Annotated in this window: 18 protein-coding genes; 13 read left to right on the top strand and 5 right to left on the bottom strand. The window is 62.1% G+C overall.

The genetic code is table 11. The features are described 5' to 3' along the window. Positions 1-208: 208 nt before the first annotated feature. Positions 209-2734 (bottom strand): midas domain-containing protein, encoded by a 2526-nt coding sequence (locus ACZCWR_RS19460; protein ID WP_487304792.1) that lies wholly within the window; start codon positions 2732-2734, stop codon positions 209-211. On the opposite strand from ACZCWR_RS19460, the gene ACZCWR_RS19465 reads away from it, so the two are divergent. The 7 genes from ACZCWR_RS19465 (at position 2727) to ACZCWR_RS19495 (ending at position 10433) form a co-directional block, all read left to right on the top strand. Next, positions 2727-4127 carry a YadA family autotransporter adhesin gene (locus tag ACZCWR_RS19465; protein WP_487304752.1) on the top strand — a complete coding sequence of 467 codons (1401 nt, stop codon included), beginning with the start codon at positions 2727-2729 and terminating at the stop codon, positions 4125-4127. The two genes, ACZCWR_RS19460 and ACZCWR_RS19465, sit on opposite strands and share 8 nt — an antisense overlap. 152 nt (positions 4128-4279) lie before the next feature. Then, a complete protein-coding gene (locus ACZCWR_RS19470) occupies positions 4280-4972 on the top strand; it encodes a FadR/GntR family transcriptional regulator (RefSeq protein ID WP_487304615.1) in 693 nt (230 codons plus the stop codon). A gap of 417 nt (positions 4973-5389) precedes the next feature. Further along, positions 5390-6550, top strand: coding sequence for an ABC transporter substrate-binding protein (locus tag ACZCWR_RS19475; RefSeq protein WP_487304616.1), 1161 nt, complete (start codon positions 5390-5392; stop codon positions 6548-6550). An 85-nt stretch (positions 6551-6635) separates the two neighbouring features. After that, positions 6636-7712, top strand: a complete 1077-nt coding sequence (locus ACZCWR_RS19480) for an ABC transporter ATP-binding protein (protein ID WP_487304617.1) — start codon at positions 6636-6638, stop codon at positions 7710-7712. After that, positions 7709-8575: an ABC transporter permease gene (locus ACZCWR_RS19485; RefSeq protein ID WP_487304618.1), complete on the top strand. Its 867-nt coding sequence runs from the start codon at positions 7709-7711 to the stop codon at positions 8573-8575. The genes ACZCWR_RS19480 and ACZCWR_RS19485 overlap by 4 nt, the downstream gene beginning before the upstream one ends. After that, complete coding sequence (locus ACZCWR_RS19490) at positions 8575-9483, top strand: ABC transporter permease (RefSeq protein ID WP_487304619.1); 909 nt, start codon at positions 8575-8577, stop codon at positions 9481-9483. Before ACZCWR_RS19485 ends, ACZCWR_RS19490 begins: the two co-directional genes overlap by 1 nt. A 14-nt stretch (positions 9484-9497) precedes the next feature. Beyond that, positions 9498-10433: an aldose epimerase family protein gene (locus ACZCWR_RS19495; RefSeq protein WP_487304620.1), complete on the top strand. Its 936-nt coding sequence runs from the start codon at positions 9498-9500 to the stop codon at positions 10431-10433. Positions 10434-10530: 97 nt separating this feature from the next. Here the strand turns inward: ACZCWR_RS19495 and ACZCWR_RS19500 are convergent, their stop codons facing one another. Further along, entirely contained in the window at positions 10531-10995 is a 465-nt protein-coding gene (locus ACZCWR_RS19500; protein WP_487304621.1) for an ANTAR domain-containing protein, read from the bottom strand. A 260-nt stretch (positions 10996-11255) separates the two neighbouring features. Here ACZCWR_RS19500 and ACZCWR_RS19505 point away from each other — a divergent pair, with 260 nt between their 5' ends. Together ACZCWR_RS19505 and ACZCWR_RS19510 are read left to right on the top strand one after the other, a co-directional pair. Beyond that, complete coding sequence (locus ACZCWR_RS19505; protein ID WP_487304622.1) at positions 11256-11888, top strand: response regulator; 633 nt, start codon at positions 11256-11258, stop codon at positions 11886-11888. Between the two features lie 138 nt (positions 11889-12026). Next, a complete protein-coding gene (locus ACZCWR_RS19510) occupies positions 12027-12545 on the top strand; it encodes a hypothetical protein (protein ID WP_487304623.1) in 519 nt (172 codons plus the stop codon). Positions 12546-12556: 11 nt separating this feature from the next. On the opposite strand, the gene ACZCWR_RS19515 is transcribed toward ACZCWR_RS19510, so the two are convergent. Further along, the gene (locus ACZCWR_RS19515) at positions 12557-12922 is read right to left on the bottom strand and encodes a hypothetical protein (RefSeq protein ID WP_487304624.1); all 366 of its coding nucleotides are present in this window, start codon (positions 12920-12922) and stop codon (positions 12557-12559) included. A gap of 396 nt (positions 12923-13318) precedes the next feature. On the opposite strand from ACZCWR_RS19515, the gene mprF reads away from it, so the two are divergent. Continuing rightward, positions 13319-15913, top strand: a complete 2595-nt coding sequence (gene mprF / locus ACZCWR_RS19520) for a bifunctional lysylphosphatidylglycerol flippase/synthetase MprF (protein ID WP_487304625.1) — start codon at positions 13319-13321, stop codon at positions 15911-15913. Then, positions 15910-17235, top strand: a complete 1326-nt coding sequence (locus tag ACZCWR_RS19525; protein ID WP_487304626.1) for a virulence factor family protein — start codon at positions 15910-15912, stop codon at positions 17233-17235. Before mprF ends, ACZCWR_RS19525 begins: the two co-directional genes overlap by 4 nt. A 7-nt stretch (positions 17236-17242) precedes the next feature. Here ACZCWR_RS19525 and ACZCWR_RS19530 read toward each other — a convergent pair whose 3' ends face one another. Further along, the gene (locus ACZCWR_RS19530; RefSeq protein WP_487304627.1) at positions 17243-17557 is read right to left on the bottom strand and encodes a helix-turn-helix domain-containing protein; all 315 of its coding nucleotides are present in this window, start codon (positions 17555-17557) and stop codon (positions 17243-17245) included. A 152-nt stretch (positions 17558-17709) separates the two neighbouring features. Here ACZCWR_RS19530 and ACZCWR_RS19535 point away from each other — a divergent pair, with 152 nt between their 5' ends. Continuing rightward, entirely contained in the window at positions 17710-18093 is a 384-nt protein-coding gene (locus ACZCWR_RS19535; RefSeq protein WP_487304628.1) for a VOC family protein, read from the top strand. Here the strand turns inward: ACZCWR_RS19535 and ACZCWR_RS19540 are convergent. Next, on the bottom strand, positions 18086-18595 hold the full coding sequence (locus ACZCWR_RS19540; RefSeq protein ID WP_487304629.1) for a DUF1993 domain-containing protein: 510 nt from the start codon (positions 18593-18595) through the stop codon (positions 18086-18088). The two genes, ACZCWR_RS19535 and ACZCWR_RS19540, sit on opposite strands and share 8 nt — an antisense overlap. Before the next feature lie 195 nt (positions 18596-18790). On the opposite strand from ACZCWR_RS19540, the gene ACZCWR_RS19545 reads away from it, so the two are divergent. Then, positions 18791-21235 (top strand): penicillin acylase family protein, encoded by a 2445-nt coding sequence (locus tag ACZCWR_RS19545; RefSeq protein WP_487304630.1) that lies wholly within the window; start codon positions 18791-18793, stop codon positions 21233-21235. Positions 21236-21255: the final 20 nt, after the last annotated feature.

Consider the following 21255-nt stretch of genomic DNA (forward strand, 5'->3'; position numbering starts at 1 on the left):
GCGCGGGTGTTGCGTCATACGATGACAGCGGCATGTTGGGGGCCTACATGGTCGTGACGGATACCGGCACGGTTCGACTGGGTGCGAATGGTCAGGACGTGCTCACGATCACGACGGCTGGCATGAACGCGAACAACACCGTCTTGACGGGCTTGTCGCAAGGCGCAATTTCGGCGACGAGCACCGACGCCATTAGCGGAAAGCAGATCTACCCCTTATCGGTGAGTCTGAGTACGACTGTGTCGCGCGTGACTTCGCTGTCGACCAGCGTTTCGTCGCTTTCTACGGGTGTCAGTTCGTTGTCGACGGGTTTGAGTTCGTTGTCGACGGGTGTTGACTCGCTTTCCACTGGCGTAAGTTCGCTTTCCACAGGCGTTGATTCGCTTTCCGCCGGTGTAAGCTCGCTGTCCACCGGAGTTGAGTCGCTTTCGACCGGTGTGAGTTCGCTGTCGACAGGTGTTGATTCGCTCTCCACCGGTGTGAATTCCTTATCTACCGGTGTTGACTCGCTTTCGACAGGCGTGAGTTCGTTGTCGACGGGCATCGAGTCGCTCTCGACGTCCACATCGAGCGTCGTCACGTCGCTGTCCACCGGCGTCGATTCGCTGTCGACTGGCGTGAGTTCGTTGTCCACCGGCATTGAGTCGCTCTCGACGTCTACATCGAGCGTCGTCACATCGCTTTCCACTGGCGTAGATTCATTGTCGACTGGCGCGAGTTCGTTGTCCACCGGCATCGAGTCTCTCTCGACGTCTACATCGAGCGCCGTCACGTCGCTATCCACTGGCGTCGATTCACTGTCGACTGGCGTGAGTTCGCTCTCGACAGGCATTGACTCGCTCTCGACAGGCATTGACTCGCTTTCGACCGGCATCGAGTCTCTTTCGACGTCTACATCGAGCGTCGTCACGTCGCTGTCCACTGGCGTAGATTCGCTGTCGACTGGCGTGAGTTCGCTCTCCACAGGCATCGACTCGCTTTCGACCGGCATCGAGTCGCTCTCAACGTCTACATCAAGCGTCGTCACGTCGCTTTCCACTGGCGTCGATTCACTGTCGACTGGCGTGAGTTCGTTGTCCACCGGCATCGAGTCTCTCTCGACGTCTACATCGAGCGCCGTCACGTCGCTATCCACTGGCGTCGATTCACTGTCGACTGGCGTGAGTTCGTTGTCCACCGGCATTGAGTCGCTCTCGACGTCTACATCGAGCGTCGTCACGTCGCTTTCCACTGGCGTCGATTCACTGTCGACTGGCGTGAGTTCGTTGTCCACCGGCATCGAGTCTCTCTCGACGTCTACATCGAGCGCCGTCACATCGCTTTCCACTGGCGTAGATTCGCTGTCGACTGGCGTGAGTTCGCTCTCCACAGGCATCGACTCGCTTTCGACCGGCATCGAGTCGCTCTCAACGTCCACATCGAGCGTCGTCACATCGCTTTCCACTGGCGTCAGTTCGCTTTCGACCAGCGTGGACTCCTTGTCCACAGGTATCGATTCGCTGTCGACGTCCACTTCGACCACGGTCACTTCGCTTTCCACCGGCATCGATTCATTGTCGACTGGCGTCAGTTCGCTTTCGACCAGCGTGGATTCCTTGTCCACCGGTATCGATTCGCTGTCGACGTCCACTTCGACCACGGTCACTTCGCTTTCCACCGGCATCGATTCATTGTCGACTGGCGTCAGTTCGCTTTCGACCAGCGTGGATTCCTTGTCCACCGGTATCGATTCGTTGTCGACGTCCACTTCGACCACGGTCACTTCGCTTTCCACCGGCATCGATTCGCTTTCGACCAGCGTGGACTCGCTGTCCACCGGTATCGATTCGCTGTCGACGTCTACATCGACCACGGTCACTTCGCTTTCGACCGGCATCGATTCATTGTCGACCGGCGTCAGTTCGCTTTCGACCAGCGTGGATTCCTTGTCCACCGGTATCGATTCGCTGTCGACGTCCACTTCGACCGCGGTCACCTCGCTTTCGACCGGCATCGATTCGCTTTCGACCAGCGTGGACTCCCTGTCCACCGGTATCGACTCACTCTCGACGTCCACATCGACCGCGGTCACTTCGCTTTCGACTGGCATCGATTCACTGTCGACTGGTGTCAGCTCGCTTTCGACTAGCGTGGACTCGCTGTCCACCGGTATCGATTCACTGTCGACGTCCACATCGACCACGGTCACTTCGCTTTCGACTAGCGTGGACTCCTTGTCCACCGGTATCGATTCACTGTCGACCTCCACATCGACCGCGGTCACTTCGCTTTCGACCGGCGTGGACTCCCTGTCCACCGGTATCGATTCGCTCTCGACGTCCACATCGACCACGGTCACTTCGCTTTCGACTGGCATCGATTCGCTCTCCACTGGCGTGAGCTCGCTGTCTGTGTCCACCTCGACCGCCGTCACGTCGCTTTCCACCGGCATCGATTCGCTTTCGACCGGCGTGAACTCGCTGTCGATGTCCACGTCGACTGCCGTTACATCGCTGTCCACGGGCATTGATTCGCTGTCGACCGGCGTGAGCTCCTTGTCGACCTCCACATCGACCGCGCTCACATCGTTGTCGACGGGCATCGACTCGCTGTCGTCCTCGACATCGACGGTGGTGACTTCCTTGTCGACGAGCGTCGGATCGCTGTCGACGGGTCTCACGTCTCTGTCCACGACCGTCAACACGATTTCGACCAGCGTGGATTCGCTGTCGACAGGCGCCGTCTCCATGTCCACGGGGATCAGCTCGCTCTCGGTCGCCCTGAGCAACACGGTTTCATACGACGACCCGGATCACACAAGCGTCACGTTCGGCAACGCCGGCAAACCAGTCACGCTCAAAAACGTCGCGCGGGGACAAGTCAACGAGAACAGTCTCGAAGCAGTGAACGGGTCGCAGCTCTACGACGTGGCATCGAGCACGGCCACAGCGCTGGGCGGTGGTTCCTCCGTCGATGCAAACGGCGACCTGATCGGGCCGAGCTACAAGTTCGAAGACGGCACGGTGTACAACAATGTCGGCGACGCGCTGACCAACCTCGACGGCCGCGTCACCCAAAACACGATCGACATCAACACCATCAACACCACGTTGAGCACCATCAACGGCGGAGGTGGCGTCAAGTATTTCCACGCCAACTCCACCCTTGCGGACTCCGTGGCAAGCGGCGCGGATTCCGTGGCGATCGGCGGAGGCTCGGTCGCGTCCGGGCAAAACTCGGTGGCCATCGGCTCCAATTCGCTGGCCGACCGGGCGAACACGGTTTCTGTTGGTTCGGCGGGCAATGAACGTCAGATCACGAACGTAGCCGCAGGCACGGCTGCAACCGACGCCGTCAACGTGTCGCAGTTGCAGGCGGCCGGCCTCATCAACGGGGATGGCACGTCGAAAACCGCGCTCACCTACGATACGGTGAACGGGCAGACCGACTACACGAACGTCACGCTCGGCGACGGATCGTCCGGCAGCGTCACCATCCATAACGTGGCGGCAGGCGTCGCGGGCACGGATGCCGTCAACGTGGAGCAGATGAACGACGCGATCGGCCGCGTGACGAACATCGCGGAGAGCGGAGGCAATCCGTTATTCGCGGCGCAAGGCGACCGCACATCCGAGGTCGCCACCGCGACAGGCGTGCATGCAACGGCAATGGGTGCGAACGCCAATGCCATCGCCGACAATTCGGTGGCGCTGGGTGCGAACTCCGTGGCGGATCGAGTCAACACGGTATCGGTCGGCTCGGCTGGAAACGAACGGCAGATCACCAATGTCGCGGCGGGCACGCAGGACACCGATGCCGTCAACGTCCGTCAGTTGAATATCGCGGCGGCTCAGTCCCAAAGCTATACCGACGCACGCATCGCTGGCGTCCAAGGGCAAATCAACAATGTCGCGAGCACGGCGTACGGCGGTATCGCGGCGGCGATGGCGGCAGCAGGATTGCCTCAGCCCACGTCGGCGGGCAAGACGATGGTTGCCGTCGCCGGAGCACGATATGCAGGCGCATCGGGTGCGGCGATCGGCGTGTCGTATGTCACGAACGACAATCATTGGGTGGTCAAGATGTCGGGCAACACGAGCGGTTCGGGCAACGTGGGCTTTACCATCGGCGCGGGTCACCAGTGGTAAGCGCTTAGTCGCTCAGCGGTAGCAGTTCGGAAGCGGCCGGCACGAAAGCGCCGGCCGCTTTCTCACATCCCAAGCAAACGCAGATACGTTTAGCTTCACGAAGAATCTGCCTTACAATCGTCCCGTCCCGACAAGCCCGCTCTCGCGCGACCATGAACGAACGTAAGTTGTCCGGTCTCGCCGACCGGATCTACAGCGATATTCTCAACAGCATCATCGAAGGCGAGTTCAGGGAGGGCGACCGTCTGCTGACGGAGCACGCGCTCGCGGAACGTTTCGCCACCTCGCGTCCTACCGTGCGTGAAGCGCTTGCGCGGCTGCGGGCGGATGGCATCGTGGTGACGCGTCGTGGTTCGGGCACCGTGGTCGGAAGACGGCCCGATCCCGATGTACGTCGCTTCGCGCCCCTTGAAACACTCTCGGATATTCGCCGGTGCTATGAATTCCGCGTGGTCACCGAAGCGGGCGCGGCCGAACTCGCGGCGCTGAAAGCAGACGAAGACGACATCCGCGCGATCGAAGAAGCGTGCGAGCGGCTGGACCGGATCGTTGAAGCGCAGGACGGTATCGGTTCCGACCACGATTACGCATTCCATTTGGCGGTGGCGCGCGCATCGAAGAATCAGTTCTTCATCACGGTGCTATCGTTCATGGAAGAGCAGGTCGTGTTCAGCATGAACCTGTCGCGCAATCTGTCGCTCGTCAAGACACTCGAACGCCAGCAACTCGTTCAGCGTGAACATCTCGATGTACTCGACGCCATTCGCGCGCGCGATCCCGTTCGCGCCAGTCAGGCGATGAAATCCCATCTGGAAAATGCTTTGGAGCGGATGTTCGGGCATTAACGCGTCAGCGCTAAAGAAGTCGTACCACCTGCAAAGAGTCTAGTGGGAAACCCTTGATTAACTGAACACAAACAGGAAGTTGTTTGACAAATTGAATCGGCTTGAGAGTTTTCCATAACTCGTCCCGTTGAAACGTCGTTACAGGCCGCGAAAACGCTCAAATTCACACGGCATTGCCAAGCATCCCTGAACACTTCAAAAGCGCGCGAGAAAGCCAGTTAAACAACTTGGAAAACGCACACTCGGGGTATCTCCCAAGCGCCATCGCAAAGCCATGCCAGCATTGCAGAAATCACGTTGAAAGCTGTTTCGGTAACACGGGCGTCTAGCTCATTTGCTTGACATACGATGATTGCGTTCGCTATTTTTCAACTTCCGGTTGAAACAAAGATCAAAAAAGAGAAGTGAGGAGACGAAATGAATTTCAAGGCTAGGCTGTCGGCGGTTTGCGTAGCGATCGGCGCGACATTCGCCGCAAGCGCGGCTCACGCGGCCGATCCCGTGGCGATCAACATCGTCGATGTCGCGGGCAATCTTCAACTGACGCAAAAGGGCTTCGAAGCCTTCAAGGCCAAGTATCCTGATCTGGTGTCGAGCATCACGTTCACCAACGCGCCCGCGCCGCAGTTGCCCGGCAAGATCAAGGCGATGCAGGGCGCGGGCCGCTCCGATATCGATCTCGTCGTGACCGGCACGGATGCGCTCGCCGCCGGCATCCAGCAAGGGTTGTGGGAAAAGTTGCTGCCCGATCAGGCGAAGGCGTTCCCCGGCGTGCTCGACAAGTACGCACCGGGTCCGCGCAAGATGCAGGACATCGCGCAGGGTTACGGGCTGGAAGTCACGTACATGCCCGCCGGGCCGCTTATCGAATACAACCCGGCCAAGGTCACGGATGTCCCCAAGACGCCCGATCAACTGCTCGCCTGGTGCAAGGCGCATCCGAACAAGCTGATCTACGCGCGTCCGGCCAACTCCGGTCCGGGCCGCACCTTCCTGATGGGCCTGCCGTATGTCCTCGGCGATAAAGACCCGACCGATCCGATCAACGGCTGGGACAAGACGTGGGCGTTCCTCAAGCAACTGAACGATTGCATTCCTTACTATCCGGGCGGCACGTCGGCGGTAATGAAGGAACTGGGCGAGGGCACGCGCGACATGACCGTCACGGTGACGGGCTGGGACATCAACCCGCGCGCGCTCGGCATCGTGCCGGCGGAATTCAAGGTGCAGGCCTTCGACAACATGACGTGGGTGAACGACGCGCATTACATGGTCATCCCCAAGGGCGTGGCGAAGGAAAAGCTCGACGTGCTCTACAAGCTGATGAACTTCATGCTGGAGCCCGCGCAACAGGCATTAACCTATGACGATGGTTACTTCTATCCCGGCCCGGCGGTCAAGGACGTGCCGCTGAGCATGGCGCCCGCGAAAAGTCAGGAAACCATTCAGAAGTTCGGCCGTCCTGAATATGCGAAGCTGCTGGCCGACCGTCCGCATGTGGTGCCGCTCAACGCGCAGGCGATGGTCGCGGCATTCCAGAAGTGGGATCGCGAAATCGGCGCGCAGAAGACGAAGTAAGCGAATCATCGCGAAAAAGACGGCGACGGTCCTCATGGAACGTCGCCGCTTGCATGTGAAAAGATGGCAAAGCGCAGGGAACCTCATGAAGCACACATTCGAGCAGTTGCGTCTGGATTCGGTCTCGCGCAGCTTTACGAGCACACAGGGCAGCCAGCTCGCCGCGTTGAAAGGACTCGATCTGAACATCCGGCGCGGCGAATTCATCGCGCTGCTCGGACCTTCGGGATGCGGCAAGTCCACCGCGCTGAACTGCATCGCCGGATTGCAGCCGTTGTCGGGCGGCGGCATCTGGCTCGATGAAAAACGCATCGACACCTTGCCGCCCGAGAAGCGCGGCTTCGGCATGGTGTTTCAGAACTACGCGCTGTTTCCGCATATGTCCGTGCTGGATAACGTCGGCTTTGGCCTCAAGATGCGCGGCGTGCCGAAGGCGGAAACCATGCAGCGCGCCAAGGCCGCGTTGCAACTCGTGCAGTTGATCGGCCACGATGCCAAATTGCCAGGCCAGCTTTCCGGCGGTCAGCAACAGCGCGTGGCGATTGCGCGCGCGATCGTCATCGAACCGCCGCTCGTGCTGATGGACGAACCGCTGTCCAATCTCGACACGCGGCTGCGCATCGAGATGCGGGCGGAGATTCGGCGCATCCACGGCAAGCTGGAGCGTGCGACGCTCTACGTCACGCACGATCAGGACGAAGCGCTGTCGATGGCTGACCGCATCGTCGTGATGAAGGAAGGCGTCGTGCAACAGGTCGCGCCGCCGAAGGAAGTGTATTCGCGGCCCAAAAATCTGCATGTCGCGCGGTTCATGGGTTTTCGGAACGTGGTGCCGTGCATGCTCGAAGGCACACAGGGCGATGCCGTCGCCGTGAACGCGAACGGCGTGCGGCTGCTCGGCCTGCCGATGGAAGCATTCGACAGCAAGAACGTGTCGCTCGCGTTGCGGCCGGAAGACATGGAGCGCGCATCGCCCGGCGATCAGAACGCCTTCGATGCGCAAGTGGATGTGGTCGAATACGGCGGACGCGATTCGCTCATCATCGTGAACAGCGCGTTCGGCAAGTTGTGGGCGCGCATCGCGGGCGAAGTGGGCGAGGGCGAGCGCATCAGCTTGCGGGTCGCGCCGTCGAAAGCGCTCGTGTACGGAGAAGACAAATGATCGCGATGCCCGCCGCGCAGCGCGACCCGAAAGGCTGGCTCGTCGCGCCCGCGCTGATTTTTATCATCGCGCTGTTCATCTATCCGTTCGCCTACGGGCTCATGCTCTCGTTCAATCCGATGAACGGCGGCGGCGCATGGGCCAACTACATCACGTTCTTCACTGACACGTCGATGTGGCCGACCATCGTCGTCACGCTCAAGCTGGCGGTGCCGGCCACGCTCATCAACGTGGGTGTGTCGGTGCCGGTGGCGTTCGCGCTCAGGCGGTCGTCGCCGTATCAGAAGTTCGCGACCACATTGCTCGTCATTCCCGTCACGCTTGGCACGGTGCTGATCGCCGATGGCATGCTCACGTACTTCAGCCCGCACGGCTGGTTTCCGCAGGCCATTCAGGCGCTGCATCTCTACGGCGATGAAGTGCGGCTCACGCACAATTACTGGGGCGTGCTGATTTCGCTGATCGTGTCGGGCTTTCCGTTCGCGTTCCTGCTCACGCTCTCTTATGTGACCGGCATCGATCCGACGCTCGCGCGCGCCGCGGCCACGCTCGGCGCGAGTCCGTGGCAACAGTTTCGCCAGATTTATCTGCCGCTGCTGCTTCCCGGTTTGACGATGACCGCGTGCCTTTCCTTCGTGCAGGCGTTCTCCGTGTTTCCGTCGGCCGTGCTGCTCGGCGCGCCCGCCGGACCAACGCGCGTGATTTCGATTGCTGCATCCGAAGCGGCGTTCGAAAGCTACGATTACTCGCTGGCTTCGACCATCGCCATCGTCATGGGTTTTGTGCAACTGCTCGTGGTGGGCGGCATGCTCGGCGCGCGCCGCTTCTTCTATACCGGTCCGGTGACGGGAGGAAAAGGCTGATGGCGCCCGACAATCACGCAGCGCCAGCATGGACGGGCGCATCGCCGGACAAGAACGCGGGCAAGACCATGCGGCAGCAAGCGAGCCTGCGCGACCGGCTGTGGAAGTTTTTCGTCTGGGCGACGATGGGCTTCTTCCTCCTCAACGTGTTGCTGCTGATCGCGACCGTCGCGGTGAATTCGGTCGCCACGCGCTGGTTCGGCACGCTGTTGCCGCAGGGCTTCACGCTGCACTGGTACGCGCAGGCGTGGAGCGATTTTCAGTTGTCGAGCGTGCTGCTCGTCACGATGGAAGTGGTCGGCGCGGTGGTGCTGCTCTCCATCGCGCTCGGTGTGCCGGCGGCGTATGCGCTCGCGCGCGTGCAGTTTCCGGGAAAGCGCTTCGCCATGCTCGTGTTTCTGTTGCCGTTGATGGTGCCACCCGTCACCTATGGCATTCCGATGGCAACCGTCATGTACAAGTTCCATCTTGCAGGCACGCTAACCGGCGTGATCCTCGCGAATCTGGTGCCTGCGCTGCCGTTCGTCATTCTCGTGATGACGCCGTTCATCGAGCAGATCGATCCGAATCTGGAATCGGCGGCACGCATTTTCGGGGCGAATACGTTGAAGTACTTTCGCTATGTGCTGTTGCCGCTGCTCGTGCCGGGCATGCTGGCGGCGGGCTTGCTCGTGCTGGTGCGCACTATCGGCATGTTCGAACTGACGTTTTTCACGGCTGGACCGACCACGCAGACGCTCGTCGTCGCGCTGTACTACGCGGTCTTTTCCACCGGCGTGCGCGCGCCGCAATCCATCGACGCCATGGCGATGATCTACATGGCGATCACGCTCGTCTGGGTTTTGATCGCACTGCAATTCGTCAGCCCGACGCAACTCGTCTCGCGCGTGAAGGAACAGCGCCAATGATCCTTGCATTACCTATGACAGCAATCCGCGAAGTATTCGAACTCGATGCCGTGCCGCGTCTTACCGTGCGGCATGGCAGGCATCTGATTGAACTCGCGCCATCAGCAGGCGGGCGCGTCACGCGCTTCGCGACCGAAGACGCGCGCGGCGTGCATGACTGGCTGGTGCCGGTTGCATCGACGAAATGGCCCGCCGATACGTGGCCGAAAGCGGGCAGCTATCCGCTCGTGCCGTTCTCGAATCGCGTGCGGGATTCGCAATTTCCAGGTCCGGACGGGGAACACGTGCGCCTTGCCGCGTTTCCGTCGATGCCGCATGCACTGCATGGCTTCGGGCAGTTCGCGAAGTGGCGCGTCGGGCGGCAGGAAGCGGATGTCATCGAACTGCACTATGCGCACGAAGAAGGCGAGCACGGCTGGCCGTGGGCGTTCGATGCTGTACAAACCATCGCCGCGACCGATGAAGGCGCATTACTCATGATGCGCGTCGTCAATCGTTCGAAGCGCCGCATGCCGATCGGCCTGGGTTTTCATCCGTACTTCAGCGCGATGCAAGCCGAACTCGATGCCACCACGCAATGGCGTCACGACGCCGAAATCGCAATCGAGCCGGACGATGTGCCGCCTGCGCGCGAGCATCGGCGGGAAGAAGCGGGTTTTACGCGTTACCTGAGCGGCTGGAATGGCCGCGCGACACTGCGTTATGCCGATGGCCGCAGCCTTGCTCTCAAGGCCGATGGCATGCTCGGCCATGTCGTCGTGCATTGTCCGGCGGGCGCGGGTTATCTCTGCGTCGAGCCGGTTTCGCATGTCAGCGACGGCTTCAATCTCGATGCCAAGGGCTTGCCGGGAACCGGCGTCGCGTTCATGCCGCCAGATAGTGAAGTAACGGTGTCGCTCGCGATGGCAACCGGCTCGACGCCGGACGCACTCGCCGGCGCCGCCGCCTGAGCTGCGCCTCGACCGGCACGCGCGACGTGCGCGCGGCAAGCGGAGTGTTGATGACGAGACACGTTTCCTTGTTCATGACAGCACCTTGATCGAAGAGTCAGCGCGTGATCGGCGCCGTGAAAAAAGCCTCGACAAGTTCGACGATGCGCCACGTCGAACATGGTCGGCGGCAATGCGCATCGAAACCGGCTTCCTTGAGCGTGTGCACGGGGTCGGCGGGCCAGACGTTGCTCATCGCGACAAACAAACGGTGCGTCATGTCCGAATCGTGACGCAGCGTGCGCAGAAAAACGTAACCGGCTTCGTTCTCGAAACTCGTATCGAGCAGCAGCGCTTGTGGTTGCCAACTGGCGAGCAACGCACGCACGGATTTGAGATCCTGCGAATGGATGACCTGCAAGCCTTTGAGCCGAAGTTGCACGGCGAGCGAATCGCCGATCGACTTGTCCTTGTGGGCGATCAGTACGCGGCGCGACCGGATTTCTCCCTGTGCGCCCGGCTGTGCCCGCTTGATACGCCACAACGCGAAATTGGTTTCGCTGTCGGCTTGACGGCTTGACATCTCATCCTCCGGCTTGTCGATTGATTGTTATTGGTTGATTCGATGCAGGTATTTTTGATCGTCCTTGCTTTGTGCAGAACCCGGCACGGGCGGGGAGTTCGGAGCATTTTGGGAGACTGCCGGATGTATCCCTTCGAAAGGAGGGTGGAAGTCAATCAGCGCGGGCGTAATATCGGAACCGTTCTCGGGGATGTGCAATGGAAAACGGCTATTTCAAAACAGTACTGCTCGTAGAGGACGAAGGGCTGACCAGGAGCGCGATGAAAAGCCTCATCCTGGCCAATGAGCCCTTGCTCGAAATCGATGAAGCGGATGGATTCGAGCAGGCCAAGGCAAAGCTTTCGGCCAATTCCTACGATTTGATGTTTCTCGACTATCACTTGCGCGGTCAGACGACCGGCATGGATCTGCTCGACTGGATTCGCGGGGAAGAGCGCGAGGTACAGACCATCATGCTCTCGGCGCAGGACGACCGGGACACCGTGCTCGAATGCATCAAGAATGGTGCGTGCGGGTTTATTTCGAAGGGCAGCGAGCAGGGCGCGGGCGTGTTTCGCGAGGCGCTCAAGACCATTTTGAGCGGGCGGGTGTATCTGCCCAACACGGTGTTGGGCAAGGGCGGTCACAGTCCCAAGCCGGTTTCGACGCATGCGGGGCCGACCGTCGAATCGCTCGATCTGCCGCCGCGTTTGACCGAAACCTTGCGCTATCTGTTGCAAGGACTGTCGAACAAGGCGATCGCGCGGAAGATGAACATCAGCGAAAACACGGCGAAAGAGTATTCGAGCGATCTGCTCGCACGCTTTCATGTGACGCGGCGGACGTTTCTGATCGTGGAGATGGCGCGGCGCGGGATCGAAATGCCCGCGAGTCACGCGCCGTCTGCGTCCTGATCGATCATTGCAAACCCATGCGGGCGCTCTGAAAAGAGCGCCCGTTTTTCATTCAGAGCGCGCTCGGAAATTTCCTAAGATGTAATTTCGAAATGGTAAGGTAGAGACCGGACTATTTTTAAGACGAGAACAGTTTCGGTGAATCGCAGGTCGATTTCTCTACGCTCGCGCCTCGCGTGCGCAGCGAGCGCCTCGGCGGCGCTGCTCCTCGGCGCGTGCGCGCCGCTCCCTCAATCGGATTCGGCGGCGGCGAATGCGGCGGCGGCTTCCGCACCGCCAGTCGCGGTCGTCAAGCCCGCGCCACCGCCCGCCGTGCCGGGCCAGCAGACGCTTACGATCGGCGCGGCGAACGGGTTTCATCGCACGATCAAGGCAATCGCGCCCGCGCAAGTGTGCGATGACACCGCTTTCGCCGATGGCGTGCGCTACGGCTACGCGCTGACCTGGAACCGGCTGATCGGCGAAACCGCCGTCAGCACCGGCAAGCCGTCGAAGCGTAAATTCGATGCATCCGCGCTTCGCTCACAGGACGACGAATACAAGATCCAGTGGAACGGCAAGGAGCGCACCAACGCGTGCGCGTCCGATGGCTATCTGATCGGACGCATCGTCGGGACGCACATGGCGAGCGAGGATTTGCGCGCCGGTAGCGCGTAACGCGCCTGACTTCAATCGCAGGTGTGCGTGGCCGCGACGTAGCGGCTCGCCACCGCGACATCCCCGTAAATCGTGTAGCCGGTGCCGTTGGCCGACTGCTGCGCGACCGCCAGCACGACCGAGGCGCTGGCCACGCCCTTGCTCGGAATCGACACGGCCTGGGTATCCGAACTCAGCGAATACAGCCGGACGTGGGCGTCCATCGGCGTCCATGCCTTTTTCACGCACTCGACGAAATCGTACGGTTTCAGCACGGACGTGCCCGAACCGACCGGCACCGTCTTGAGCAGTGAGTCATCGGTCGAAATACACCCCGTCAAAGTCATCGCGCAGACCGCGAAACCGGTCGTCAGCCCCATTGCAACATTTTTTCTCATATTTCCGATGCTCTTATTTGCAGTATTCGCTTAATCTTGCGCCCGGATCGAAACCGCTGCTTTCGAAACGCGGACATGGAGGAAAACCGGTCGATCCTACCCGTCTGACAGATGACCCGTAAAGCCGCGTCGAGCCTTACAGACACGATTCGAAGCCGCATCGGGCCGAATGTCATCCTTTCGATGCACGCTCGTCCCAATATTAGTCAAGCCACGTCAACCGCTGCCGTTATACAGGCGTTTCATGCGCTAAAGCCATTTGTATGGCAGGCGCCAAGCGGCAGGAGTTGAAAAAAGCGCTCCCATGGCGGGGCAAATTTGTCCCCCTCACAACGATTAGCGCTGTCACCGCAAGTTTCGTTTCCGGTCGCAGCGCGTGGAAGTTTCAGAGAACGCATGTCTCGCAAACAGTTGTCCGCTTCGCTTCGCACCGTCCTCAAGCTCGGACGCGTTCCGGGCGATTTCGATTTCCGGCGTCTCGCCGCGCCCGCGCTGACGGTGCTCGTCGGCGCGCTCTTGCTTCTCGTGTTCGAACATCTGTCGCGCGCGGTCGATTACAAATCCGTGGTGCACGCGCTGCGCGAAATGACGCCCGCCGCCTGGGCCGCCGCGCTCGGGGCGACCGCGCTGAGTTTCGCCGCGCTGGTCGGGCGCGATGCGGTCGGTCTTCGCCACATCGGCGCGAAAGTGCCGCGCGCGCTGTTGTGGGTCGGCGCGACGGTCGGCTCGGCGCTCGGCAACGTGACCGGCTTCGGCGCGCTGACGGGCGGGGCAGTGCGCTGCCGCGTGTACGGTGCGGCGGACGTCACGCCCGCGCAGGTCGGACGGCTCTCGATTTTCACGGGCGTGACGCTCGCGCTGTCGCTCGCCTTCATGACGGCGGTCGGCATGACGTTCTCGGCCGATACGCTTGCAGGCATGATGCGCCTGCCGCCGCTTGCGTTGCAGATCATCGGTGCTTCGCTGCTGGCCGTGTTCGCGGCGATGCTGATCGTCTGCGGACGCGAGGCGCGCACGCTGCAATCGCGCTGGACGTGGCTTGCGTTCACCATTCCCGCGCGCCGCGATTTCGTCGCGCAAACTGCGCTCGCCGTCATCGATGTATTCGGCGCGGGCCTCGCGCTGTGGGCGCTGCTGCCCGCCGCGCACGTCGGCTTCGGCGAATTCATGACGGTGTTTTCGGCGGCGATGCTGCTCGGCATGATCGGCCACACGCCCGGCGGCGTCGGCGTCTTCGATGCCGCCATGGTCTTCGCGCTCGGCCGCAGTGCGCACACGCCCGACGTGCTGGCCGCGCTGCTCGCGTATCGCGCGATCTACTTCGGCTTGCCGCTGATCCTCTCCGCGGGCGTGATGGCCGTGTTCGAAGGCCGCGCGCTGAAAGGGCGGATCGCGTTTCCGAAGAAGCATCACGTGTCGCAGCTCGCCCCCGTGTTTCTGTCGATCGTCGCGTTCGCGGCAGGCTCCATGCTCGTGATCTCAGGCGCCACGCCCGCGTTCAAGATGCGTATCGCGCTGTTGCAGACCATCGTGCCGCTGTGGGTGCTGGAAAGCTCGCAATTGCTCGGCTCCGTGTTCGGCGTGTTGCTGCTGTTCGTCGCGCGCGGCCTGATGCGCCGCCTCGACGCCGCGTGGTGGTTCGCGCTCGCGCTGGCGCTGCTGAATCTCGTGTTGTCGCTGGCAAAAGGTCTCGCGTTCGTCGAAGTGGGCGTACTGGCGTTTCTCGTCGGCCTGCTGATCGCGACACGCGAACGCTTCAACCGCCGCTCGTCGCTGTTCGCCGAGCGCTTCACCGCGACGTGGCTGTTCTCCATCGGCATGGTGATGGCCGTCGCGACGTGGATCATGTTCTACGCTTTCCGCGATGTCGCCTACAACAGCGACCTGTGGTGGCAATTCGCCTTCGACGAGCGCGCCCCGCGTGCGCTGCGCGCGACGCTCGCGGCGGGCGTGTTCGCCTCCGCCTTCGCGCTCTGGCAATTGCTGCGTCCTGCGGCGGGCCGCTTCGTGAAACCCGCGCCGCAAGATCTCGCCGATGCCGCGCGCATCTTCCGCGCACAAGAACGCAGCGACGCCGGCCTCGCGATGATGGGCGACAAGAGTTTCCTGTTCTCGGAATCGCGCGGCGCGTTTCTGATGTATGCCAAGCATGGCCGCACGTGGGCTGCGCTGCATGATCCGGTCGGCCCGCGCGAGGAATGGGCGGGGCTGATCCGTCAGTTCGTCGAAATGGCGCACAAGCACAGTGGCCGCGCCGCGTTCTATCAAGTCCGCGCCGACGCATTGCCGCTCTATCTCGACGCCGGTCTCACGCTGATGAAGCTCGGCGAGGAAGCGCACGTGGCACTGTCCGAATTCGATCTGAAGGGCTCGCATCGCGCGCATCTGCGTTATGCACTCAAGCGCGGCGAGCGCGATGGCTTCGACACCGAAGTGATCGGGCAAGAACGCATCGCGGAAAGTCTGCCGATGCTGCGCGCGATCTCCGATGACTGGCTCGACAGCCGTTCCGCGCGCGAAAAGAGCTTTTCGGTGGCGGCTTTCAACGAGGAATATCTCGCGGCGCAATCCGTGTTGCTGGTGCGTCAGCAGGGCGCGCCGGTCGCGTTCGTCACGTTCATGACGACCGATATGAACACCGAGGCGACGGTCGGCGTGATGCGCCATATCGCCAATGCATCGCCGTATGCGATGGAATATCTCTTTACCAAGCTCGCGCTGCATCTGAAGGAAGCGGGGTTCAAGTCGCTGTCGCTGGGCATTGCGCCGCTGTCGGGCATGGAACCGACGCCGCTTGCCTCGCATTGGCATCGATTGGCCGGGCTGGTGTGGCGCTTCGGCGGACGCTTCTACAACTTCCGCGGATTGCGCGGTTTCAAAAGCAAGTTCCAGCCGCGCTGGGAACCGCGTTATCTCGCGGCATCCGGTTCGGTTGGCGTATTTTTCACTTTGGCGGATCTCTCGCTGTTGGCGGGCGGCTGGCGTTCATGAAATTCTCGAGCAAGACCTTTTTGGCGACGGCGCTGGCCGCGTTCGCCGCGTTTTCCACCGCGCAGGCAGCGGAAACGATTCCCGGCGGACGTTACGGACAAGTGCAACTCACGCGGCCGGTCGGCGACATGACCGGCTTCGTCGTGCTGTATTCGGAGCAGCGCGGCTGGAACGCGGTCGATCAGCAAGCCGCCGATGCACTCGCCGCGAAGGGCGCGATGGTCATCGGCGTGGACACGCCGACTTACGCCAAGCGTCTCGTCAAGGACAAGTCGGAGAAGGCGTGTCACAACCTCGTCGGCGATGCGGAGAACATGAGCCATCAGCTCGAACGCACCGTGCAGGCGAACCACTACTATTCGCCGATTCTCGCCGGCAGCGGGCAGGGCGCGATCCTTGCCGAATCCGCGCTCAAGCAAGCGCCGGACAACACGGTCGCGGGCGCGGTGACGCTCGCCGCAGACCCGATGCTCGACGCACGTTTCAATCCCTGTCCGCCGGACGCGACCATCATCCACGCGAAGGGTTTCGCGGGGTTCATGGAGCGCGAAGCCATTCTTCCGCCCGATGATTCGAAGGTGAACGCGCTCGTCTCGCTGACCGCGCCGCATCTGAAGAAAGCGGTCGAACCCGTGGCGACGGCACAGCATCCGAAGAAAACGCAAGGCGCGGGCGATACCGATGTCTCCGACCTGCCGCTGATCGAATTGCGCGCCGCGCAGCCGACCGATCTGCTCGCCATCGTTATTTCCGGCGATGGCGGCTGGCGCGATCTCGACAAGACGATGGCGCTCGCGCTTCAGCACGATGGCGTGTCCGTGGTGGGCATCGATTCGCTGCGTTACTTTTGGAGCGAGAAGTCGCCGCAGCAGACCGCAAGCGACCTCGCGCGCGTGATCCGCGCGTACAACGCACACTGGCATACGAGCCACGTCGCGCTGCTCGGCTACTCGTTTGGCGCGGATGTCATGCCATTTGCCTATAACCGTCTGCCCGACGATGTGCGCGAGCAAGTGTCGTATATCTCGCTGATGGGTTTCTCGCCCTCGGCGGATTTTCAGATTCGCGTGACAGGCTGGCTCGGCATGCCGGCAAGCGACAAAGCGCTCAAGGTGCGGCCGGAATTGACTCGCCTGCCGCCCGCGATGGTTCAGTGCATCTACGGTGAGAAGGAAGAGGACACGCTGTGCCCGACGCTCACCAAGACGGGCATCGAAGTGGTGAAGCTGCCGGGCGATCACCATTTCGGCGGCGATTACGATGCCCTCGCGCGGCGGATTCTCGCGGGGTGGCGGAAGCAGATCGAGGCGCGGAAGACCTGACGCGCCTTTAGAGCGACTCGAGCATCGCGAGCGTTTCGGGATGCTTTTCCACGAGCCGAATGAGCATTGCAGCCTGCGCGTTCGGCTTGGCCTTTCCCTGTTCCCAGTTCTGCCACGTGCGCAGATTCACGCGCAGCCGAAGCGCCATCACGGCCTGAGAGACATGCGCGAATTCCCGGACGCCGCGAATCTCTTCGGCGGTGATCTCCACGGGTGCGAGCGGTTCAGGTGTGATTCGCCGAAGCGTCACCTTTCCGGCGCGTTCATCCGAAAGCGCTTCGAAACCTTCGACGAGTTCGTTGAAGAGATTTCGTTTTTTCATTTCGCGCTCCTTTTTCGTAGTTCGTGATCGAGTAGTCTTGCCAGCGCTTGCATGGGACCATACGCAAATTGCGTATGCTTTTCAAGCACTCCGGCGCACCTTTCCTCGCCGCTCCTGTACGCTATAAAGACCCCGCCCCAACGGAGCCCGGCATGCCCCTGATCGACCACCTCGACCACCTCGTCCTTACCTGCGTCGACGTCGAAGCCACGCAACGCTTCTACGTCGATGTCCTGCAAATGAAGCTGGAAACCTTCGGCGATGGCCGCATGGCGTTCCGCTTCGGCAATCAGAAAATTAACGTCCACATTCGCGGCAAGGAATACGAGCCGAAGGCGCATATTCCTGCGCCGGGCGCGCTCGATCTGTGTTTCATCGCCGCCGTGCCGCTCGATGAAGTCATCGAGCGGCTGGCAAAGATGAACGTACCGATCATCGAAGGACCGGTCGAACGCACGGGCGCGACGCACAAACTTCGTTCGGTCTACGTGCGCGATCCCGACTACAACCTCATCGAGATTTCCGAGCTTATTTGAGCGGACCGAGATAGTCGCGCTTGCCGATCGGCACGCCGATATGACGCAGGATGTCGTGCGTCGTCACGACGTGGAAATAGAAGTTCGGCAGACCGAAGCCCAACAGATAATCCACGCCCGAGAACGACGGCTCGAAGCCCGGGAACTTCATCGTCACGGTCTGCACGTCGCTGTCGGCGAAGCTGCTTTCCGGCAGTCCGCGCAAATACGCCACCGTCTTCGCGATGCGCTCCTGCAACGTGCGAAAGCTGTTCTCGTTGTCCTCGAAACGCGGGGCCTCGATGCCGCACAGACGTTGCGCGGAAAGCTTGGAGGTGTCGCTCGCGCGCTGAATCTGCGCGGCGAGCGGCAGCATGTCGGGCGCGAGGCGCGTGCCGATCACCTCGGCTTCGGGGATGCCTTTCTCCTCGGCGTACGTGGCGGCTTTGTCCAGCAAATCGGAACACACTTCGAGTCCGCGGACGAAGACCGGAACCGACGCGCGATACATCGTGAGTGACATTGTTTGAGCTCCTTTGATGTTGTGAAAGGGGACACCAGCATAGCGCCCGGCTCGCCGTCCTGCCGGAATGACCCGACAAAACCCAGTCTCCGCACGACTGTCTAGATTTTGGCGGCGCTCCGGCCCCGACCGATGCGATACTCCACGAGCAGTGCATCATTCGAATTACATCGACCGGACCCGGGGATTCTCTCGATGAAGCAGACCGTCAGGCTTGCCGTGCTGGGAGCGCTCGCAGGCGCGTTATGCGCGTTATTGGCCGGATGCGCCGCGTCGCCGGATCAGTCCGGCGCGACAGCGCAAAACGGCGCGGGCGCGAGCGCCGCGTACAGCGCCGACATCCGCCGCACTCAAGACGGCATTCCGCACATTCGCGCGGCCAACTGGGGCGGTCTGGGCTATGGCTACGGCTACGCGCAGGCGCAGGACAATCTCTGCACGCTCGCGGATGGCTTCGTCACGTATCGCGGCGAACGCGCGCTGTATTTCGGCGCGGATGCCCGGCCAACCGCGCCCGCCACCTTCGGCGCACCGCGCAATCTCGATGCCGATTTCTTCTTCCGCTTCGTCGACGACCAGGCCGCCGTCGAGCGATACCGCGCGGCACAGACACCGGAACTGCGCGCGCTGATCGATGGTTTCGCAGCCGGTTACGACCGCTATCTCACAGACCTCGGCGCGGGCGATTTCCCGAACGCGCATGCGGCTTGTCGCGGCAAGCCGTGGGTCACGCCCATCAACGCGGACGATATTTATCGCCGCCTGATCGCCGCGAATCTGGCGGGCGGTTCGGCGCGCTTCGTGCAGCCGATCGCCACGGCGCAACCGCCACAGCCGGGCGCGACACCGCGTAGCGAGAACGCACCGGCATCGGCGGAAGTCAGCGCGTTAAAGTTTTCGATTGGCGATAGCGCGGGCATCGGCAGCAATGCGCTCGCGTTCGGCGCGCCGGTCACGCGCGATCAACGCAGCATCCTGTTCGGCAATCCGCATTGGTTCTGGCGCGGGCCGGACCGTTTCTATCAGGCACAACTGACGATTCCGGGTCAACTGAACGTGGCGGGCGTGTCGTTTCTCGGCGTGCCGCTCATCGTGCTCGGCTTCAACGAGAACGTCGCGTGGACGCATACGGTGTCGAGCGCGCGGCGCTTCGGCATCTTCCAGTTGACGCTCGATCCAGCGAACCCCACGCGCTATCTCGTCGATGGCCAAAGCGAGGCGATGACGCCCGTGCCGCTCACCGTGCGCGCCCGCCGCGCGGATGGCAGCGTGGAACCCGTCACGCGCACGCTCTATCGCACGCGCTACGGCCCGCTGCTCGATCTTTCGGCGATGTCGCCCGCGCTCGCCTGGACGCCCGCCCGCGCCTACGCGCTGCGCGACGTCAACGCGGACAACGTGCGCTCGTTCCAGAACTTCTTCGCGTGGAATCAGGCGCGCTCGCTGGCGGATTTCATGGCGATCCAGAAGCGCTACGTCGCGATGCCGTGGGTCAACACCTTCGCCATCGGCCGCGACGACGCGCGCGTGTACTTCGCCGATATCGGCGCGATGCCCGACGTGCCCGACGCACTCGCCGACACTTGCACGACGCCCGCCGGCCGCGCCTTCGCGAGCCGCGCGCCCGGCGTGCCGTTTCTCGATGGATCCAAGAGCGCGTGCGCATGGCGCGTCGATCCCGCCAGCGCCCAACCCGGCGCGCTTCCCGCCGATCAGATGCCCTCCGCCGTGCGCGGTGATTACGTCGGCAACTTCAACGACAGCTACTGGCTCACCAACGCCAATGCGCCGATGACGGGCTATCCGCGCATCGCGGGCGCGACGCGGGTCGAGCAATCGCTGCGCACGCGCTACGGGCATCTGCTGGCCGCGCGGTTGCAACGCATGCAGGGCGGCATCACGCGTGACGCGGTGGAGGGCGCGGTGCTCGAAACCGGCTCGATGTCGGAGCGCCTGTTCCGCAAGCCCTTGCTCGACGCCGTATGCGCCGTCAACGACGCTCAAAACACACTGCGCGATGCCTGCGCGGTCCTGCGCAACTGGGACGGCAATTCGGACATCGATTCGCGCGGCGCAAATCTGTGGGACGAGTTCTGGAACCGCGTGACCAAGATCGCGCCCGAACGCCTCTACACGTCGAGTTTCGACGCCGACAAGCCGCTCGCGACGCCTTCGGGCTTCAACATCGACAATCCGGGTGTCGTGCAGGATTTGCGGCAGGCGCTCGGCGGGGCGGCGCTTGCGCTTTCGCTGAACGGCTTCGCGCTGGATTCGCGACGCGGCGACATTCTCTACACCACGCGCAACGGTGCGCGCGTGCCGCTGTTCGGCGGCTGCGACGAGCAGGGTTATTTCACGGTGGCATGCGCGCGCCGTCCGCTGGACGCGAAGGGTTATCCGATGGAACCGGCCGGGCAGGGCGACAGCTACGTGCAAGTCGTGAGTTTCGGCGCGGGCACGGGCGCGATCGAGGCGGACACGCTGCTTTCGCACTCCGAATCCGACGATCCCGCATCGCCGCATTCGGGCGATGCCACCCGCGCGTTCGCCGCGAAGCACTGGCAGCGTTTCCCGTTCACGGATCAGGCCATCGATGCGGACCCGGCTGTGTCCCGCGTGACGATATCGAACACAAAATGACGCTTAACGTCTGAAGAAAT

This window comes from Caballeronia sp. A2-2 (assembly GCF_057612605.2).

What these genes read in the sequence shown, in the direction of transcription:
- ACZCWR_RS19465 (WP_487304752.1), top strand. Translation starts at nt 2,727, where the DNA reads ATGTCCACGGGGATCAGCTCGCTCTCGGTCGCCCTGAGCAACACGGTT.
- ACZCWR_RS19470 (WP_487304615.1), top strand. Translation starts at nt 4,280, where the DNA reads ATGAACGAACGTAAGTTGTCCGGTCTCGCCGACCGGATCTACAGCGAT.
- ACZCWR_RS19475 (WP_487304616.1), top strand. Translation starts at nt 5,390, where the DNA reads ATGAATTTCAAGGCTAGGCTGTCGGCGGTTTGCGTAGCGATCGGCGCG.
- ACZCWR_RS19480 (WP_487304617.1), top strand. Translation starts at nt 6,636, where the DNA reads ATGAAGCACACATTCGAGCAGTTGCGTCTGGATTCGGTCTCGCGCAGC.
- ACZCWR_RS19485 (WP_487304618.1), top strand. Translation starts at nt 7,709, where the DNA reads ATGATCGCGATGCCCGCCGCGCAGCGCGACCCGAAAGGCTGGCTCGTC.
- ACZCWR_RS19490 (WP_487304619.1), top strand. Translation starts at nt 8,575, where the DNA reads ATGGCGCCCGACAATCACGCAGCGCCAGCATGGACGGGCGCATCGCCG.
- ACZCWR_RS19495 (WP_487304620.1), top strand. Translation starts at nt 9,498, where the DNA reads ATGACAGCAATCCGCGAAGTATTCGAACTCGATGCCGTGCCGCGTCTT.
- ACZCWR_RS19500 (WP_487304621.1), bottom strand. Translation starts at nt 10,995, where the DNA reads ATGTCAAGCCGTCAAGCCGACAGCGAAACCAATTTCGCGTTGTGGCGT.
- ACZCWR_RS19505 (WP_487304622.1), top strand. Translation starts at nt 11,256, where the DNA reads ATGAAAAGCCTCATCCTGGCCAATGAGCCCTTGCTCGAAATCGATGAA.
- ACZCWR_RS19515 (WP_487304624.1), bottom strand. Translation starts at nt 12,922, where the DNA reads ATGAGAAAAAATGTTGCAATGGGGCTGACGACCGGTTTCGCGGTCTGC.
- mprF (WP_487304625.1), top strand. Translation starts at nt 13,319, where the DNA reads ATGTCTCGCAAACAGTTGTCCGCTTCGCTTCGCACCGTCCTCAAGCTC.
- ACZCWR_RS19525 (WP_487304626.1), top strand. Translation starts at nt 15,910, where the DNA reads ATGAAATTCTCGAGCAAGACCTTTTTGGCGACGGCGCTGGCCGCGTTC.
- ACZCWR_RS19530 (WP_487304627.1), bottom strand. Translation starts at nt 17,557, where the DNA reads ATGAAAAAACGAAATCTCTTCAACGAACTCGTCGAAGGTTTCGAAGCG.
- ACZCWR_RS19535 (WP_487304628.1), top strand. Translation starts at nt 17,710, where the DNA reads ATGCCCCTGATCGACCACCTCGACCACCTCGTCCTTACCTGCGTCGAC.
- ACZCWR_RS19540 (WP_487304629.1), bottom strand. Translation starts at nt 18,595, where the DNA reads ATGTCACTCACGATGTATCGCGCGTCGGTTCCGGTCTTCGTCCGCGGA.
- ACZCWR_RS19545 (WP_487304630.1), top strand. Translation starts at nt 18,791, where the DNA reads ATGAAGCAGACCGTCAGGCTTGCCGTGCTGGGAGCGCTCGCAGGCGCG.